General features: G+C 62.6%; 14 protein-coding genes. 10 read left to right on the top strand and 4 right to left on the bottom strand.

Going from position 1 to position 15,970, the window contains the following annotated elements; translation table 11 throughout:
* Nucleotides 1-132 precede the first annotated feature (132 nt).
* The 5 genes from JNO51_RS11160 to JNO51_RS11140 all read left to right on the top strand — a co-directional run bounded on the left by JNO51_RS11160 (nucleotide 133) and on the right by JNO51_RS11140 (nucleotide 4,813).
* Nucleotides 133-1,557 (top strand): sensor histidine kinase KdpD, encoded by a 1,425-nt coding sequence (locus JNO51_RS11160; protein ID WP_215777123.1) that lies wholly within the window; start codon nucleotides 133-135, stop codon nucleotides 1,555-1,557.
* Nucleotides 1,554-2,054, top strand: a complete 501-nt coding sequence (locus tag JNO51_RS11155) for a hypothetical protein (protein WP_215777119.1) — start codon at nucleotides 1,554-1,556, stop codon at nucleotides 2,052-2,054. Before JNO51_RS11160 ends, JNO51_RS11155 begins: the two co-directional genes overlap by 4 nt.
* On the top strand, nucleotides 2,051-3,394 hold the full coding sequence (locus JNO51_RS11150; protein WP_215777117.1) for a sigma-54 dependent transcriptional regulator: 1,344 nt from the start codon (nucleotides 2,051-2,053) through the stop codon (nucleotides 3,392-3,394). Before JNO51_RS11155 ends, JNO51_RS11150 begins: the two co-directional genes overlap by 4 nt.
* Before the next feature lie 224 nt (nucleotides 3,395-3,618).
* Entirely contained in the window at nucleotides 3,619-3,981 is a 363-nt protein-coding gene (locus JNO51_RS11145) for a BON domain-containing protein (RefSeq protein WP_215777114.1), read from the top strand.
* Nucleotides 3,982-4,147: 166 nt separating this feature from the next.
* The gene (locus JNO51_RS11140; RefSeq protein WP_215777111.1) at nucleotides 4,148-4,813 is read left to right on the top strand and encodes a hypothetical protein; all 666 of its coding nucleotides are present in this window, start codon (nucleotides 4,148-4,150) and stop codon (nucleotides 4,811-4,813) included.
* A gap of 21 nt (nucleotides 4,814-4,834) precedes the next feature.
* On the opposite strand, the gene JNO51_RS11135 is transcribed toward JNO51_RS11140, so the two are convergent.
* A complete protein-coding gene (locus JNO51_RS11135) occupies nucleotides 4,835-5,188 on the bottom strand; it encodes a DsrE/DsrF/TusD sulfur relay family protein (protein WP_215777107.1) in 354 nt (117 codons plus the stop codon).
* A 310-nt stretch (nucleotides 5,189-5,498) separates the two neighbouring features.
* Between JNO51_RS11135 and putA the strand changes: the two genes are divergently transcribed.
* Together putA and JNO51_RS11125 are read left to right on the top strand one after the other, a co-directional pair.
* The gene (gene putA, locus JNO51_RS11130; protein WP_215777104.1) at nucleotides 5,499-9,119 is read left to right on the top strand and encodes a trifunctional transcriptional regulator/proline dehydrogenase/L-glutamate gamma-semialdehyde dehydrogenase; all 3,621 of its coding nucleotides are present in this window, start codon (nucleotides 5,499-5,501) and stop codon (nucleotides 9,117-9,119) included.
* 112 nt (nucleotides 9,120-9,231) lie between these two features.
* A complete protein-coding gene (locus JNO51_RS11125; RefSeq protein WP_215777100.1) occupies nucleotides 9,232-10,446 on the top strand; it encodes a branched-chain amino acid ABC transporter substrate-binding protein in 1,215 nt (404 codons plus the stop codon).
* A gap of 54 nt (nucleotides 10,447-10,500) precedes the next feature.
* Here JNO51_RS11125 and JNO51_RS11120 read toward each other — a convergent pair whose 3' ends face one another.
* From JNO51_RS11120 to JNO51_RS11110, 3 genes are read right to left on the bottom strand one after another with little or no spacing between them, the layout of a single operon-like run.
* Nucleotides 10,501-10,746 carry a hypothetical protein gene (locus JNO51_RS11120; RefSeq protein WP_215777097.1) on the bottom strand — a complete coding sequence of 82 codons (246 nt, stop codon included), beginning with the start codon at nucleotides 10,744-10,746 and terminating at the stop codon, nucleotides 10,501-10,503.
* A complete protein-coding gene (locus JNO51_RS11115; RefSeq protein ID WP_215777088.1) occupies nucleotides 10,743-11,450 on the bottom strand; it encodes a glutamine amidotransferase in 708 nt (235 codons plus the stop codon). Before JNO51_RS11115 ends, JNO51_RS11120 begins: the two co-directional genes overlap by 4 nt.
* Nucleotides 11,443-12,216, bottom strand: coding sequence for a YggS family pyridoxal phosphate-dependent enzyme (locus JNO51_RS11110; protein WP_215777084.1), 774 nt, complete (start codon nucleotides 12,214-12,216; stop codon nucleotides 11,443-11,445). The genes JNO51_RS11115 and JNO51_RS11110 overlap by 8 nt, the downstream gene beginning before the upstream one ends.
* A gap of 98 nt (nucleotides 12,217-12,314) precedes the next feature.
* On the opposite strand from JNO51_RS11110, the gene JNO51_RS11105 reads away from it, so the two are divergent.
* The 3 genes from JNO51_RS11105 to JNO51_RS11095 all read left to right on the top strand — a co-directional run bounded on the left by JNO51_RS11105 (nucleotide 12,315) and on the right by JNO51_RS11095 (nucleotide 15,948).
* Complete coding sequence (locus tag JNO51_RS11105) at nucleotides 12,315-13,766, top strand: PLP-dependent aminotransferase family protein (RefSeq protein ID WP_215777079.1); 1,452 nt, start codon at nucleotides 12,315-12,317, stop codon at nucleotides 13,764-13,766.
* 110 nt (nucleotides 13,767-13,876) lie between these two features.
* Entirely contained in the window at nucleotides 13,877-15,037 is a 1,161-nt protein-coding gene (locus tag JNO51_RS11100) for an iron-containing alcohol dehydrogenase (RefSeq protein ID WP_215777077.1), read from the top strand.
* A complete protein-coding gene (locus JNO51_RS11095; protein WP_215777069.1) occupies nucleotides 15,034-15,948 on the top strand; it encodes a glutathione S-transferase family protein in 915 nt (304 codons plus the stop codon). The genes JNO51_RS11100 and JNO51_RS11095 overlap by 4 nt, the downstream gene beginning before the upstream one ends.
* Nucleotides 15,949-15,970: the final 22 nt, after the last annotated feature.

Below are 15,970 nucleotides of genomic sequence, written 5' to 3'. Positions count from 1 at the left end.
GGTGCCGCGATGGCTTCGGCTGTCAGCCATACAGGGCGGGGCTGAGGAAGATTGTTCTGAATCATGCTGCATCTTTGCGTAAAATTCTGATTCGTCGTGTCTGCCTGGCTCGAACGTTCCGTGAGGATGTCCATGTTGCGTTTACCCGTCTCTTTCCGCACCCTGCTGGTTTGCTCATTGCTGCTGGTCACCATGCTGCCTTCACTGGCACTGGTCCGCATGTGGTGGCAACTCGACCAGCTGGCTTTCCAGGCCGAGGCGCGCATGGCGAATATCGATCGCTGGCAGCAGGCTCTGCGCACGCTGTCAGACCGGGAGGAGCACCTCGAGCGCAGCATGCGGCAATGGCTGTTGTTGCAGGATCCGGCCCTGCTGCAGCTGTCGCAGAGCTTTGCTCAGGATCTGGCAACGCCGGCGAATACACTGGCAGAGGTACCGGACCCGGTGCTGGGGAGTCTGCTGCGCGACGACCAGCAGCGGGTGCAATTGCTGCAGTCCTGGCTGGATGCCTCTTCTCCGCCGGAAAGTGATCGGGTGGTCGCGCAGTTCGATGCCCTGAGCAGCAACCATGCCCAGATGGAATTGCGCCTGCGGCGTCAGGTGCAGGTCGAGCGGCGCCAGTGGGCCGACAGCCTGCGCCAGCAGCACGCCGAAGCCAATCGTCTGGCATTGTTCTCGCTGTTGCTGGCCCTGATGCTGGCGATGATTCTGGGCTACATCCTGTTCGCGCCGCTGGGCAAATTGCGGCAACGCATCGGTCGGCTGGCGCAAGGTGTGCGTGGACAGTCCTGGCAAGTGGCCGGTCCCAGTGATGTGCGCGATCTGGCCGACGCACTGGCTGGTCTGGACCGACGTCTGGAGCAGCTGGAATCGGAAAAAGCCAGTTTCTTCCGTCAGGTCTCTCATGAACTGAAAACGCCGCTGGCGGCCATCAGTGAGGCCTCCGCCCTGCTGGCCGACGAAGTGCCCGGCCCGCTCAACCAGGCGCAGCGCGAAATCATCGCCATCCAGCAGAGCAATGTGGTGACCCTGCGTTCCCGCGTGGAAACCCTGCTCAAGCATGATGTGGCACGCTGGCTTGGACAGCAGGTCATTTTTCGTCCCTTCTCCCTGCCACAACTGCTGGCGTGCCGCGAGCATGACTGGCTTGCCCTGATCGAGCGTCGACAGTTGCGCATTCGTTCCGCGCTGGAGGTCGAGCAGGTGCAGGGGGATGAGCACAAGGTACAGACCATTCTCGACAATCTGCTGATCAATGCTATCCGCTTTTCTCCCATCGGCGGGGAAATCACATTGCAGGCACGTCGCGAACGCGACTGCATTTACATTCAGGTGAGCGACCAGGGGCCAGGCGTCAGCCCGGCCGAGGTCGATCGCATTTTCGACCCGTTCTATAGCGGCAAGCCTCCGCAAGGAGAGTCGGCCGGATCGGGAATTGGCCTGACCATGGCTCGCACTTTTGCCCAGTTGATGGGGGGCGATGTCCGCCTGGTGGCATCGACTGGCCCGGGAGCCTGTTTCGAGCTGTGGTGGCCGGAAAATGGAAAAACAACATGACTTTGCTTAGATCTACTTCCCTGGCGGCTTTGCTGTTGCTGGCCGGCTGTGCCTGGAACAGTACGCGCGCGCAACAGGCCCGCATGCCGGAACTGTTTTGCCATGATGCCGACTGGGCCCTGTCCGGGCTGCGCGAGCCGCGCGTCGCCTTTAACAGCACCAAGGCCGTGTGTGCGGCAGACCGGCTCAAACTGGCGGCACAGATTATCACCCAGTCGGATAGCAAGACCGACCTCGCGCGGGCGCGCAGTCTGGTGGACAGCGTGCTCAATGGTACCGAGGTACAGCGGGACACTGCACTGGCCGGACTGGCCGCGCTGCTGGACCGGCAACTGAGCGAGCGACGCCGGGCGGACGAGCGCGCCGACAAATTGTCGTCCCAGATCCGTGATCAGCAGCAGCGCATTGACGATCTGAACGCCAAGATTACCGCGTTGACCGCGCTGGAAAAGAGCATGGCACGTAAAAGCACCCGCAAACCGGGGGCCGGCTCATGAGTGCACAGATCCTGCTGGTCGATGATGATGCCGATCTGCTGCGTCTGGTCAGCATGCGCCTGACGGCTGCCGGGCATCAGGTCGAGGCGGTCGCCAGTGCCGAAGCCGCCTTGAATGTCGTGGCATCCCACCGTGTCGATGTGCTGGTGACCGACTGGCACCTGCCCGGCATGGATGGCCTCGGCTTGTTCGAAGCGGTCCGCCGGCGGTTCCCCTCGTTGCCGGTGATCATTCTCACCGCCTTCGGGACGGTGCCGGATGCCCTCGAGGCCGTTGGCCGCGGCGTCTTCGGCTACCTGGTCAAACCTTTTGAAGGGCGCGAGCTGCTGGCCAAGATCGAGCAGGCCCTGGTGGCATCGGGGGGGCAGGTGGCCGAACAGGCGCCGCAGGACTGGCAGGGCGGCATGATTTCCCGCAGTCCGCAAATGGCCGAGCTGCTGGCCCAGACGCGCATGGTGGCGGCCACCGATGCCAGTGTGCTGATCCGCGGCGAGAGCGGAACCGGCAAGGAGGTGCTGGCTCGTGCGCTGCATCGCTGCAGCGCACGCAGTCAGGGGCCGTTCGTGGCGGTGAACTGTGGCGCCATTCCGGAGAATTTGCTGGAAAGCGAGTTGTTCGGTCACGAAAAAGGCGCCTTTACCGGTGCCTCGGCCAGGCATCAGGGGCTGGTACTGGAAGCCGATGGCGGCACCTTGTTTCTGGACGAGATCGGTGACATGCCACTGGCACTGCAGGTGAAACTGCTGCGCCTGCTGCAGGATCGTGAAGTCCGCCCGGTGGGCTCGGCGCGGGCTCGTGCGGTAGATATCCGGGTGGTTTCTGCCACCCACCGCGATCTGGAAACCCTGATGCGCGAAGGCCAGTTCCGCGAAGATCTGTTTTACCGGCTCAATGTGGTGACGCTGAATTTGCCGCCGCTGGCCGAGCGGCGCGAAGACATCCCGCTGCTGGCGCAACATTTTCTCAGCCAGGTTGCGCAACGCTACCAGCGTCCCCTGCCGGTGTTTGCCCCGGAGGCGCTGGCCTTTCTGTCGTCCTCGCGCTGGCCGGGGAATATCCGCCAGTTGGCCAATGTGGTCGAGCAGTGCTGTGTGCTGTGTTCCGGGCCGGTGGTCACCCTGGCCCAGGTGCAGAAGTCTGTGAGCGAAGAGTCCGATGCCATTCCCTCGCTGGCCGAGTTCCGCCGCCAGACGGAGCGTGATTATCTGGAGCGTCTGCTGCGATTGACCGGGGGTAATGTGGCCGATGCGGCGCGGCTGGCTGAACGTAACCGGACGGAATTCTACCGGCTGTTGCAGCGGCATGAGCTGGATGCCGCCAGTTTCAAGGCTCAGGGCTGAGTGATCTGCTTGCCGGAAAAGGTTGTCGTCGATTGACGACAGCCTTTTTTCTTTTCAGATCAACAAGATAATGATTTGGTCGCCTGGCTTGTCGCCTGATGGCGACAAATCGGCACCACGCACGGCGACAGAAAAATGCAAGTCATTGAATTATCAGCGTTTGATCAGGCTGGCACGCTTGTTGCAATAGGAAGGGCAAGTCAAACCGGATAGGGAGAACCTTCATGCGTCACGCTTTGCTGTCACTCGGCCTGCTGCTGGTGCCTGCGCTTGCCTTCAGCGCGAGCATGACCCGTCAGGATGCGGTGGAGTGGTATGCCGCCGATGCCTCTGCCATTCTGGCTCAGCCCGTGTCCCTGCCGACCATTTCGGCGGCAGACGATACCCTGGCTCGCCAAGTCACCGATGCCATCTCCGGCATCATCGCCAGCGGCGCCGCCGAAGTCGACGTCGTGGCCCATAACGGACGTGTGACCCTGCGCGGCATTGCCGCCAGTGAACAGGTCGAAAGTCAACTTTTGGATACAGCCAGTGCCGTGTACGGCGTCAAGGAGGTGAAATCGGAAATTAAATTATCTGCCAGCTAATGCCTGTGTTTTGAGTTTGATCTCTACCTTTGGCCTGCCATCCCCCGGCAGGCCATTTTTTTCGCGCTGAATGGACAGCACCGGCCAGCCGTTTGACATTCCCTGTTGGCTCAGATCTGCCGCCATGTCGGCGCGTGGGTGCATGGCCATTGTTCAGGAGTGCCCGATGTCTCAGACTTCCCCTTCGATCCTGGCCTCGCTGGCCGAATCATTCAAATACGGTTCGGCAGTGCTGTCGTTGATTGCGCTGCTGTCCTGGATGGCCGGCCATGCTTTCGCACTCGGTTTCTGGGCCTCGGCCGGCTTGCCCGAGCCGCCCTTTGACCAGTCGCCCCAGGTGGTGACACTCAATGGTTTCCTGTTTGCCGCGCATAACTGGCTGCTGCTGCTCGGGGCGATGGTGTGTTTGTGTGTCGGCTGGTACCTGAAAGGCCTGGTCCGGCTGTGCCTGCCATCTGTGTCCGTCCGGCTGAAATCCTGGCTGTGCCGATGGTTCCTGCCTGGCCCGGCGGTACGCCGCCTGAGCGGATGGCTGCTGTTGCTGGCAGGGGGCGTGATGTTGCCCCTGACCGTCTGGCTCGGGGCGGCGCTGGAACAAGGCAAGGCTCGCTTTCAGCAGCTCTCTGCCAGCGTCAATGATGGCTCACCGCTGCCGACCCGGGTCGCTCTGGCTGACGGGGGCGTGCTGGAAGGGCAAATACTGGGACAGGATGAGCGCTTGTTAGTCTTGCTCAGCGCTTGCGGCGTGACGTTGCTGCAGTTGCCTGCCCCGGCGCGGGTCATGGCGCACAACCGGACCAGTCATCGTGACTGTCCGCTGCCACCGCTCTGACCCGCTCGGCCCCTGGCGTGATCAGAAGCTCAGTACCTTGTCGGCGGCCAGGGTCAGTTCGGCCAGCTCAGGCATGGTGCCGATGCCCACGCCCTTGATCAGCAGGGCTTCGTCGATACCACGTGCGGTGGTACAGGTTCGGCAGACCTTGACGGTGGCGCCGGTGGCCAGCAGATCCTGCAGCATTTCTCCCAGCGTGGCGCCGGCGGCAACCGTCTGACCTTGCATGGCCGTGACCACGGCATCGGAAAGCAGAAATAGCGTGATTTTCGGTTTGGCCTCGCTATCGGACAGGGCCAGTGCCAGGCGCAGGCCGGAAAGCGTGCGTTCGCTGCCATAAGGGCTGGCGTTGAGTGTGAACAGGATGTTTTGCATGACAATTCTCCCGGATAAAAGGCGATTGCAGTGTGCACAGGATGGCGCAAGTCGCCACTTTTTGCCACTGCAACGCCATCTTCCGCTGTCTGATGCGGCTTTGCCAGGGGTCTTGCAGTGCCTTATATCAAACTGATGGAATAAATTATATTGTCGGACAAAACATATTTGTTTGGTATATTATGATGAGTTTGAAACTGCACGCTACAGATCAATAAGCACGTGCATCGGTCGGTGCTGGGGGCGCCTCCGATGCCAGTGACCGGCATCAGCCCGGTCGCTGTCAACGTGCCCGTACAGGGGAGACCATATGCCATTCCAAGCCTTTGCCCAGGCGCAGACACCGCTGCGCCAAGCCATTACCGAAGCCTATCGCCGTGACGAACAGCAGTGTGTGCAAACCCTGCTGACCCAGGCCGCCATGACGCGCGAGCAAGTCTTTGCTGCCCAGCGCCTGGCCCGCCGTCTGGTGAGCAAGGTACGCGAGACACGCACCCGTGCCAGTGGCGTGGATGCGCTGATGCATGAGTTCTCCCTCTCCAGCCTGGAAGGGGTGGCCCTGATGTGCCTGGCAGAAGCCTTGCTGCGCATTCCGGACAAGGAAACCGCCGACAAACTGATTCGCGACAAAATTGGCCGCGGTGACTGGCGCTCGCATCTGGGCAACAGTGCTTCGCTGTTCGTCAATGCCGCCGCCTGGGGCCTGCTGGTCACCGGCAAGCTGGTTTCGTCCTACAGTGAGCAGGGCCTGTCTGCCGCCGTGACCCGACTGGCCGCCAAGGGCGGTGAGCCGCTGATCCGCAAGGGGGTGGATCTGGCCATGCGCATGCTGGGGCGCCAGTTCGTCACCGGCGAGACCATCGAGGAGGCGCTGGATAACGGCCGCGAGCGTGAGTCACGCGGCTATCGCTTCAGTTACGACATGCTGGGCGAAGCGGCCATGACCGCGGAAGACGCCGAGCGCTATTACCAGGACTATGTCACGGCCATTCATGCCATCGGCAAGGCCAGTGACGGGCGAGGGGTGTATGAAGGCCCGGGGATCTCCGTCAAGTTGTCCGCCATTCATCCGCGCTACTCCCGAGCCCAGCACCATCGGGTGATGGGGGAGTTGCTGCCGCGCCTGAAGGCACTGTTCCTGCTGGCCAAGCAATACGATATCGGCCTGAACATCGATGCCGAGGAAACCGACCGTCTGGAGATTTCGCTCGATCTGGTCGAGGCCCTGGCGCGTGATCCGGACCTGGCCGGCTTCAAGGGCATTGGCATTGTGGTGCAGGCCTACCAGAAACGTTGTCCCTATGTCATTGATTACCTGATCGAACTGGCGCGCGAGACCGGCCATCGCTTCATGATCCGTCTGGTCAAGGGTGCGTATTGGGACGCCGAGATCAAGCGTGCCCAGGTTGACGGACAGCCGGGCTATCCGGTGTATACCCGCAAGGTTCACACCGATGTGTCCTATCTGGCCTGCGCCCGCAAGCTGCTGTCCGCCCAGGACGCCGTGTTCCCGCAATTCGCCACCCACAATGCCTATACGCTTTCGGCGGTCTTCACCCTGGCGTCCGGACTGGACTATGAATTCCAGTGTCTGCACGGCATGGGCGAGACCCTGTATGACCAGGTGGTCGGCAACCACAATATGGGCCGCAGCTGCCGCATCTATGCGCCGGTCGGTTCGCACCAGACGCTGCTGGCCTACCTGGTGCGACGCCTGCTGGAAAACGGTGCCAACAGTTCCTTCGTCAATCGTATTGTCGACGAATCGGTCTCGATCGATGAACTGGTGACTGACCCGTGCGAGCAGGCAGCCGAAACCGCCGGTCTGCCACACGGCAAGATTCCGCTGCCGGTGGCGCTGTATGGCGACGAACGCCGTAATTCGGCCGGCCTGGATCTGTCGAACGAGCTGGTTCTGGCCGATCTGCAGCAACGCCTGATGGCGGCGGATCAGCGTGACTGGCAGGCTCGGCCGATGCTGGCGGATGACCGTCATGAGGGCGGCCCGGCCCGCGAGGTGCGCAATCCCGCCTGCCTGAGCGAACGCATCGGACAAGTGACGGATGCCAGCGCCGAGGATGCCCGCCGAGCTGTCGGTTTTGCGGCTGAGGCCGCTGCCGGCTGGGCGGCCACCCCGGCCGCCGAACGTGCCGCCTGCCTGTCGCGCGCGGCGGACTTGCTGGAGGCCCATTGTCCCGAACTGATGGCCCTGGCCGTGCGTGAGGCCGGCAAGACACTGAACAACGCCATTGCCGAAGTTCGTGAGGCGGTTGATTTCCTGCGTTATTACGGTGCCCAGGCTGCGCGCGAATTCAGTGTCAAGGCCCCGGCCGCGCTGGGGCCGGTGGTATGTATCAGCCCGTGGAACTTCCCGCTGGCCATTTTCCTGGGGGAGGTCAGTGCTGCGCTGGCGGCCGGTAACACCGTGCTGGCCAAGCCGGCCGAGCAGACCAGCCTGATTGCCGCCGAAGCGGTGCGCCTGATGTATGAGGCCGGTGTGCCGCGTGCGGTGCTGCAACTGTTGCCTGGCCGTGGTGAGGTCGTGGGGGCGGCCCTGGTCAATGATGCCCGTGTTCAGGGGGTGATCTTTACCGGTTCGACCGAAGTGGCACAGCTGATCAACCGTTCGCTGGCCGAGCGGGGGGGCGATGTGGTGCTGGTGGCGGAAACCGGTGGTCAGAACGCGATGATTGTCGACAGCACGGCACTGCCGGAGCAGGTGGTGACCGATGTGCTGGCCTCGGCCTTCGACTCCGCCGGTCAGCGTTGCTCGGCATTGCGCGTGCTCTATCTGCAACATGAGGTGGCCGACAAGATCCTGACCATGATCCGTGGCGCCATGGACGAGCTGGTGGTGGGCGATCCGGCCAGGCTGGCGACCGATGTTGGTCCGGTGATCGATGAGGAAGCGCGCAGCGGTCTGCTGGCGCATATCGAGAAGATGCGTCCGCTGGCCCGTGCCATGCACCAGACGGCCTTGCCGGCGTCTGCCGCCCAGGGGCATTTCGTCGCGCCGACGCTGATCGAGCTGGACAATCTGAGCCATCTGGAGCGCGAAGTATTCGGCCCGGTGCTGCATGTCCGCCGTTTTGCTGCGGATCAGCTGGATCTGGTGCTGGCCGAGGTCAATCGCTCGGGCTATGGCCTGACTCATGGTGTCCACAGCCGCATCGACGAGACCATCCAGCATGTAGCCCGGCAGGTCAAGGCGGGCAATGTCTACGTCAACCGCAATATTGTCGGCGCCGTCGTCGGTGTGCAGCCGTTTGGGGGGGAGGGCAAGTCCGGTACCGGCCCGAAGGCCGGCGGACCTTTCTATCTGTACCGGCTGACACGAGCCGCCTGGCGCCCGACGCTGGCGATCCGCCATCAGGAAGCCGCACTGCCGGGCCTGGTTGCCCTGAACGGTGCCCTGGCGAACTGGGGACTGTCGTCGGCTGAACTGGCCAAAGCGCGCGAGTTGATGACCTTCGGCCGAGTGCAAAGCCCCTTGCTGGGTGATCTTGTTCTGCCGGGGCCGACCGGTGAACAGAATACCTTGCGTTTCGCTGCCCGCGGGGTGGTGGCGTGTCTGGCACCGGAGCGCGGCGAGCTGCTGCGGCAAATGGTGGCCGCGCTGAGTTGCGACAACCGCATCCTGTTGCCGCATAGCGTGGAAAACGACCAGCTGTGCGCCCTGATGCCGGGTTGGGTGGATACGGCCGATGCCCCGCTGGACAGCGAGCCGCTGGATGCCGTGCTGTTTGCCGGTCCGGCCGGGCTGGCAGATACGGTGCGCCGTACGCTGGCGGCCCGCAGCGGGGCCATCGTGCCGTTGATCGAAGCCGGGCCGGAGGGCTATGAATTGCATCGGCTGGTGGTGGAGCGGGCCTTGTGCATCAACACCACGGCAGCCGGTGGCAATGCCAGTCTGATGAGTATGGAAGAGTAGTAGTTGCCATGGAGGTAATGCATTGAAATAATGCCTTGTTTCCATGGAATCATGGGGAAACCGTGCGCTCTCGATAGCCGTGCGGATCAAAACATAACGAGAAGGACGAACGATGCAAGCAAGCAAACTGACTGTTGTTACCCTGTCCGTGATGGCAGCGCTGGCGCTGGCCGCCTGCGGCAAGAAGGAAGATGCGTCCGCACCGGCCGCCGCTTCCGGCGCCGCGGCAGACAGTGGCGCCGCCGTGGTCAAGCTGGGTTTTGTTGCCCCGCTGACCGGGCCGCAGGCGCATTATGGTGCCGAGTACAAGAATGGCGTGACCCTGGCGATCGAAGACGCCAACGCCACCCATCCGACCCTGGGCGGCAAGCCGGTCAAGTTCGAACTGGAAGTGATGGATGACCAGGCCGATCCGAAGACCGCTACCGAAGTGGCCCAGAAGCTGATCGACGAGAAGGTCAGCGGTGTGATCGGTCACTTCAACTCGGGTACCTCGATTCCGGCTTCCAAGCTCTACTCCGACGCCGGTATTCCCCAGATCGCCATGGCGACCGCTCCGGCCTTTACGGCGCAAGGCTTCAAGACCACCTTCCGTTCCATGACCTCGGATACCCAGCAGGGCAGCGTGATGGGCGAGTATGTGGTGAAGAAGCTGGGTGCCAAGAACATCGCCATCATCGATGACCGTACCGCCTATGGCCAGGGTCTGGCCGATCAGTTCGCCAAGGCCGTGGAAGGCGCCGGCGGCAAGGTGGTCAAGCGTGAATACACCACCGACAAGTCGACCGACTTTGCGGCGATCCTGACCTCGCTCAAGGGCCTGCATCCGGACATCATCTACTACGGTGGCGCCGATGCGCAGTCGGCCCCGATGGCCAAGCAGATGAAGCGCCTGGGCATCACCACGCCGCTGGTTTCCGGCGAAATGACCAAGACCCCGGACTTCCTCAAGGTTGCCGGTGCCGAAGCCGAGGGCACGCTGGCCTCGCTGGCCGGTCTGCCGCTGGAGCAGATGCCCAAGGGCAAGGATTATGCGACCCGCTACAAGGCTCGCTTCAACGAAGAAGTCGCCACTTACTCGCCGTACGGCTATGACGCGACCCGCGTGATGATTGCCGCCATGCAAAAGGCTGATTCGTCCGATCCGGCCAAGTACCTGCCGGTACTGGCGTCCATCGATTACACCGATGCCGTGACTACCCCGCACCTGGGGTACGACAGCAAGGGTGACCTGAAGATCGGTGGCATCACCGTCTACAAGGTGGTGGGGGGCAAGTGGACCGTGCTGGAAAGCGTGGGCGGGGCAGCCGCTTCCGCTGCGCAGTAATCTGTCCTGATGTCAGCCAAGGCCCGGCGTGTCAACGCCGGGCCGTTTTTGTTTTCAAGCCGGGACGGGCCAGTCGACCTGGCGGAAGTGTGGGGTGATGGCCAGCAGGCGAGTGCCTGTCGGGCCGGTTTCGATCAGCCGGCTTTCCTGCTCAGCACAGCGTACCTCAGCCTGAAACCCCTGTGCTGGTGACAGCAGTTGCAAGAGTTGCGTGATGACCTGCTCAGCCTGCGGTACCTCGGTTTCAAAGACGCCCCACAAGATCTGGTGATGCCACAATGTGACTTTCCAACGCGTCATCGTGTCGCCTCCCATTGCTCAAGCCATTGCTGAAAGACCTTGCGCGACTGCGGCACGACGGCCTGGCCCAAACGTTGTGCCTGCTGGCGCAGTGTTTCGGGTGCGATGCCGGCATGCGCCAATTCGGCGGTATGGCCGATTAGCCAGCGTTCCAGTTTGTTCGGGTCGACTTCAAGATGGCATTGCAGGGCCAGCGCGTGGCGCTCGATGGCAAAGGCCTGAAAGGGGCATTGTTCGCTGTAGGCCAGATGCTGTGCCGAGTCGGGAATGGCAAACTGTTCTCCATGCCAGTGCAGTACCGGTAGGTGATCCAGCGGAGCGAGCACGGAGTCGCGCCCGGCTTCGGTCAGCATGAGCGGGGCATAACCGATTTCCTGGCGCGCCATCGGGCTGACCCTGGCGCCCAGCGCGCAGGCCATCAACTGAGCCCCCAGACAGACACCCAGGACGGGGCGGCGTGCTGTCAGTTGTGTCCGGATCAAGTCCAGCTCTGCGCTCAGGAAGGGGTATCGGGTCACCTGGCTGGCGCTGATCGGGCCACCCAAGACGATCAGCAGGTCTTCCTCTCCGGGCAAGACCGCCGGCAGAAGGTCTGTGCCGGCCTCCCGTTTTTCGATCCGGTAGCCGACCTGGTGCAATAGCGGTGTCCACAGGCCCGCATCTTCAAAAGCGACATGCTGGATGAGCCAGGCGGTTTTAGACATGGAGGTTCTCCTTGTCGTGTTCGGGCCAGTAATGACTGTCGGGAATGGTGCGGGCGCCGAAGATGGCCTGGCCGACGCGAACCACCGTGGCCCCTTCTTCGATTGCCAGTTCGTAATCACCGGACATGCCCATGGACAGATGCTCAAGCGACATACCCGCCGGCGCCTGCTCGCGCAACTGGTCTCGCAATAGGCGCAAGCGGCGGAAACACTGGCGGACCGCCTGGGTTTCGCTGGACAGCATGGCCAGGGTCATTAGCCCGGTGACTTGCAGGCTGTGAAACGGTCGCAGCGCCTGGAGAAAACTTGCCACCTGGTCCGGCGGCAGGCCGTATTTGCTGTCTTCGCCCGAGGTGTTGACCTGAACCATGACAGGGAGGCCCCGGCCGACCTGTTGCAGGCGGCGATCCAATTCTTCCGCCAGGCGCAGGCTATCCAGCGCCTGAAATTCGCTCGCAAATTGTACGGCGTGGCGCACTTTGTTGGTCTGCAGGTGGCCGATCAGAATCCAGCGCAAATCTTGCAGCTCGCTCAGTGTCTGCGCCTTGCCGTGGGCTTCTTGCACTTTGTTTTCACCCAACTCAAGGCAGCCAGCCTGGTGGGCGGCGCGGAGTCGTTCAAGATCGACGGTTTTGCTTACCGGCAGCAGTCGGACGCTGTCTGTTGCCCGCCCGACGCGCAGGCAGGCCTGTGCCATGCAGTGTCGGACCTGTTGCAGATTGTGGGTAATGTCATCGGCGTTACGCGCCAGGGGATAAATGGGCATCGGTGCCTCCTTGCCATGGATTTCCTATAGGCTATGTCAGCACTGGCCCGCTAAAAACATCCAGTTATAATAAAAAACATGGTCCAGAAGGAGTGCTGATGTTTCGTTCCTGGTCGTTGTCCCTGGTGCTGAACCGCCAGGATGCCCCCTCTCTGCACTTGCAATTGGTGCAGGCTTTGACCGAGGCCATCCTGTCGGGCCGTTTGCCGCCCGGTATGGTGTTGCCCGGTAGTCGCGAGCTGGCGGCACACTTGAGGGTCAACCGCAAGACGGTGGTGCTGGCTTTGGATGAACTGATCGCTCAGGGGTGGCTGCGTACCCAGCCAAGACGTGGCACCTTTGTGGCCGAATCCCTGCCCATGCCCCCCGTGCTGACGGCGTCGCCTGCCGCGGCGAGCGGTGAGGCGGCTTATGCCTTGCAAGGGGGCGAGGAGGGGGAGGGGGCCAGCCTGTTGGCCCGGGTGCCGGATGGGGCGCCGGATACCCGGCTGATTCCATTTGATGTCCTGGGACGCGCGTTTCGCAAGGCGCTGATTCACAGCGCTCGCAGTAACCGTCTGGCCTATGATGATCCACGCGGGTCATTGCCGCTGCGCGAGGCATTGGCGCAGATGCTTCGCATGGAGCGCGGGCTGGCCGTTGATGCCGACAATCTCTGTCTGGTGCGCGGCAGCCAGATGGGGATTTTCATCGCGGCACGGCTGCTGTTGGCACCGGGTGATTGCGTGGTCATGGAGCAATTAAGCTATCCGCCAGCCCGGCAGGCTTTTTTGTCTGCCGGTGCGCGCATTTTGCCGCTGGCCATGGATGAGGCCGGTGCCGACCCTGTCGCATTGGCGGCGCTGTGCCTGCGTGAGCGAGTGCGGGTGGTGTATCTGACGCCGCAGCACCAGTATCCGACGACTGTCTGTCTGTCGGCGGAGCGGCGCATGGCGATTCTGGCGCTGGCGGCTCGGTATGGCTTTGCCGTGATCGAGGATGACTATGATCACGAATTCCACTTTGCCCATCACCCAGTCATGCCCATGGCGGCCGTGGATGGTTTGCGTCATGTGTTTTACATCGGTTCTCTCTCCAAGGTGCTGGCACCTGGTCTGCGCATCGGTTATATCGTGGCGCCCGCAGCGGTCATCCGTCGCTGTGCCGGACAGGTATTGCAGATCGATCGCCAGGGTAATGCCGTCACCGAGCTGGCCGTGGCCGCCCTGATGGCCAACGGCGAGTTGAAGCGCCATGTGCGGCGGGTCACGCGCATCTATGCCGAACGACGGCGTCGGCTGCTGGCATTGCTGCGTTCTGATCGAGGTTTGTGGGACTACACCATGCCAGCAGGTGGGCTGGCGATCTGGCTTCGGCTAGCCGATGGCAGTCCTGCGGCACGGCGCTTGCAGCAAGCCGAAGTGGGAGATCTGCCCTGTGTGACGGCCAGTCAGTGTGCGGTCGTTCCCGGCTCGACTGTCTCGGCCGGCTTGCGGCTGGGCTTCGGGCATCTGGATGAAGAGGAAATGCAGCGATGCCTGGACAGGTTGCGTACCGTGCTGACCGGCTGAGACGTCGCCGCCTTGTTGCTGTCGGATTTCTTTGTAGACGACCGGTCTAATTGAGCGTAGCATGGCGCCATTCTTTGGTATCAAGACGACCAGTCCACTCAGGAGTTCGTATGCAGAATTTTGACTATTACAATCCCACCCGCATTGTCTTTGGCCGTGACACTATCGGCCGTCTGGCCGAGCTGGTGCCGGCTGGTGCCCGTGTGCTGGTGCTCTATGGCGGCAGCAGTGCCGAAAAGACCGGCACGCTGGCGCAGGTGCGCGAGGCCCTGGCCGGCCACGTGGTGCAGGAGTTCGGCGGCATTGAGCCAAATCCGCATTTTGAGACCCTGATGCGTGCCGTTGACCTGATCAAGACGCAGCAACTGGATTTTCTGCTGGCGGTGGGCGGTGGCTCGGTGATTGATGGCAGTAAATTTGTGGCCGCCGCCGCCCTGTTTGAGGGCGATGCGCTGGACATTCTGAAGCAGCGCGGCGGCAATATCCGCCAGGCCCTGCCTCTGGGGACGGTCCTGACCCTGGCGGCTACCGGTTCGGAAATGAATAGCGGCGGGGTCGTGACCCATGCCGCCACGCACGCCAAGCTGCCGTTCCGCAATCCGCTGCTGTTTCCGCGTTTTTCGATTCTGGATCCGCAAAAGACCTTCACCGTACCGGAACGGCAAGTGGCCAACGGGGTGGTGGATGCCTTCGTGCATGTTGCCGAACAGTATTTGACCGTACCGGGGCAGGCGCTGGCACAGGATCGCTTTGCCGAGGGGCTGTTGCAGTCGCTGATCGAACTGGGGCCGCAAGTACAGGCCAACCCGCTGGACTACGAGGTGCGTGCCAATCTGATGTGGGTCGCCACGCTGGCACTGAACGGCATCGTGGGGGCCGGCGTGACCCATGACTGGTCGACGCACATGATCGGCCATGAGCTGACCGCGCTTTTTGAGATCGATCATGCCCGCACCCTGGCGCTGGTGTTGCCGGCCAGTCTGTCGCTGCGCCGGGACAGCAAGCGAGCCAAGTTGCTGCAGTATGCCGAGCGAGTCTGGCAGCTGCACGAGGGCCCGGAGGCGCAGCGTATCGAACAGGCTATCGCGCTGACGCGCGATTTCTTCGAGCGCATGGGCTTGCCGACGCGCCTGTCCGACTATGGTCTGGGTGAGGAGGCGATCGAGCAGGTGGTCAGCCAGCTGCAGGCCCACGGCATGACCCGGCTGGGTGAGGGCGGTCATGTCACGCCGGATTTGGCGCGTCAGATCCTGCAGGCGGCCCGCGTATGAAGCCCGCCCTGATTCTGCATCACTATGCCGCTTCCCCCTACTCGGAAAAAATCCGTCTGATGCTGGGGCAGCGTCAGCTGCCATGGTTGTCGGTGGCGATGCCGCCAGTGTTGCCCAAGCCGGACCTGATGCAGCTGACACATGGCTACCGGCGCGCGCCGGTGCTGCAGATCGGTGCCGATATCTATTGTGATTCAGCACTGATCGCCGACGAAATTGAGCGTCGTTTCCCCCAGTCTGCGCAGCCGACGCCGCATGGTCGCGCCCTGGCCGAAGTGTTGAGCCACTGGGTGGATATCGAGTTGTTCTGGCTGACTGTGCGTCTGGTCATGGGGCGGCACGCCGAGCAGATTCCGCAGTTCATGCTGGATGATCGCGCGGCGATGCACCGGCAATATGATTTCTCGCGCCAGACCCTGGTGGCCGACCTGCCGCAGGTGACGGCACAGCTGCGCCCGATGCTGGCCTGGCTGGATGCGCTGCTGACCGGACAGTCTTTCTTTGCCGGCGCGCTGCCGTCCGGCGGCGATTTTGGCGTCTACCATCCGCTGTGGTTCCTGAATAATATCGGTGCGCTGAACGAGCTGGCACCGCAGGATGGTCCTTTGCTGGCCTGGTTCGGCCGCATGACGGCGTTCGGTCATGGCGAGCATGCCGAACTCTCCGCTGCGGAGGCGATTCATCTGGCGTGGTCGGCACAGCCGGAGAAGGCCGGGGGTGTTTCCGAACCAGGCTGGCAGGTCGGGATGCCGGTGTCGGTGATGCCGGAAGGCTATCCGCTGGAGGCCGTCCATGGGGCGCTGTGCGGATTGACGGCACAGCGCATCTCCCTGGCGGTGGAGACCCCCGCCGGCGGACATTTGCACCTGCACTTTCCGCGGCTCGGTTATCAACTGACGCAGGCTGACTAGGCAAGCAGCCCGCCTTGCCTTT

It is taken from the genome of Paludibacterium sp. B53371, from assembly GCF_018802765.1.
Classification (GTDB): domain Bacteria; phylum Pseudomonadota; class Gammaproteobacteria; order Burkholderiales; family Chromobacteriaceae; genus Paludibacterium.
The sequence above is the reverse complement of the archived record's forward strand: the minus strand, read 5'-3'. Positions and strand labels throughout refer to the sequence as shown.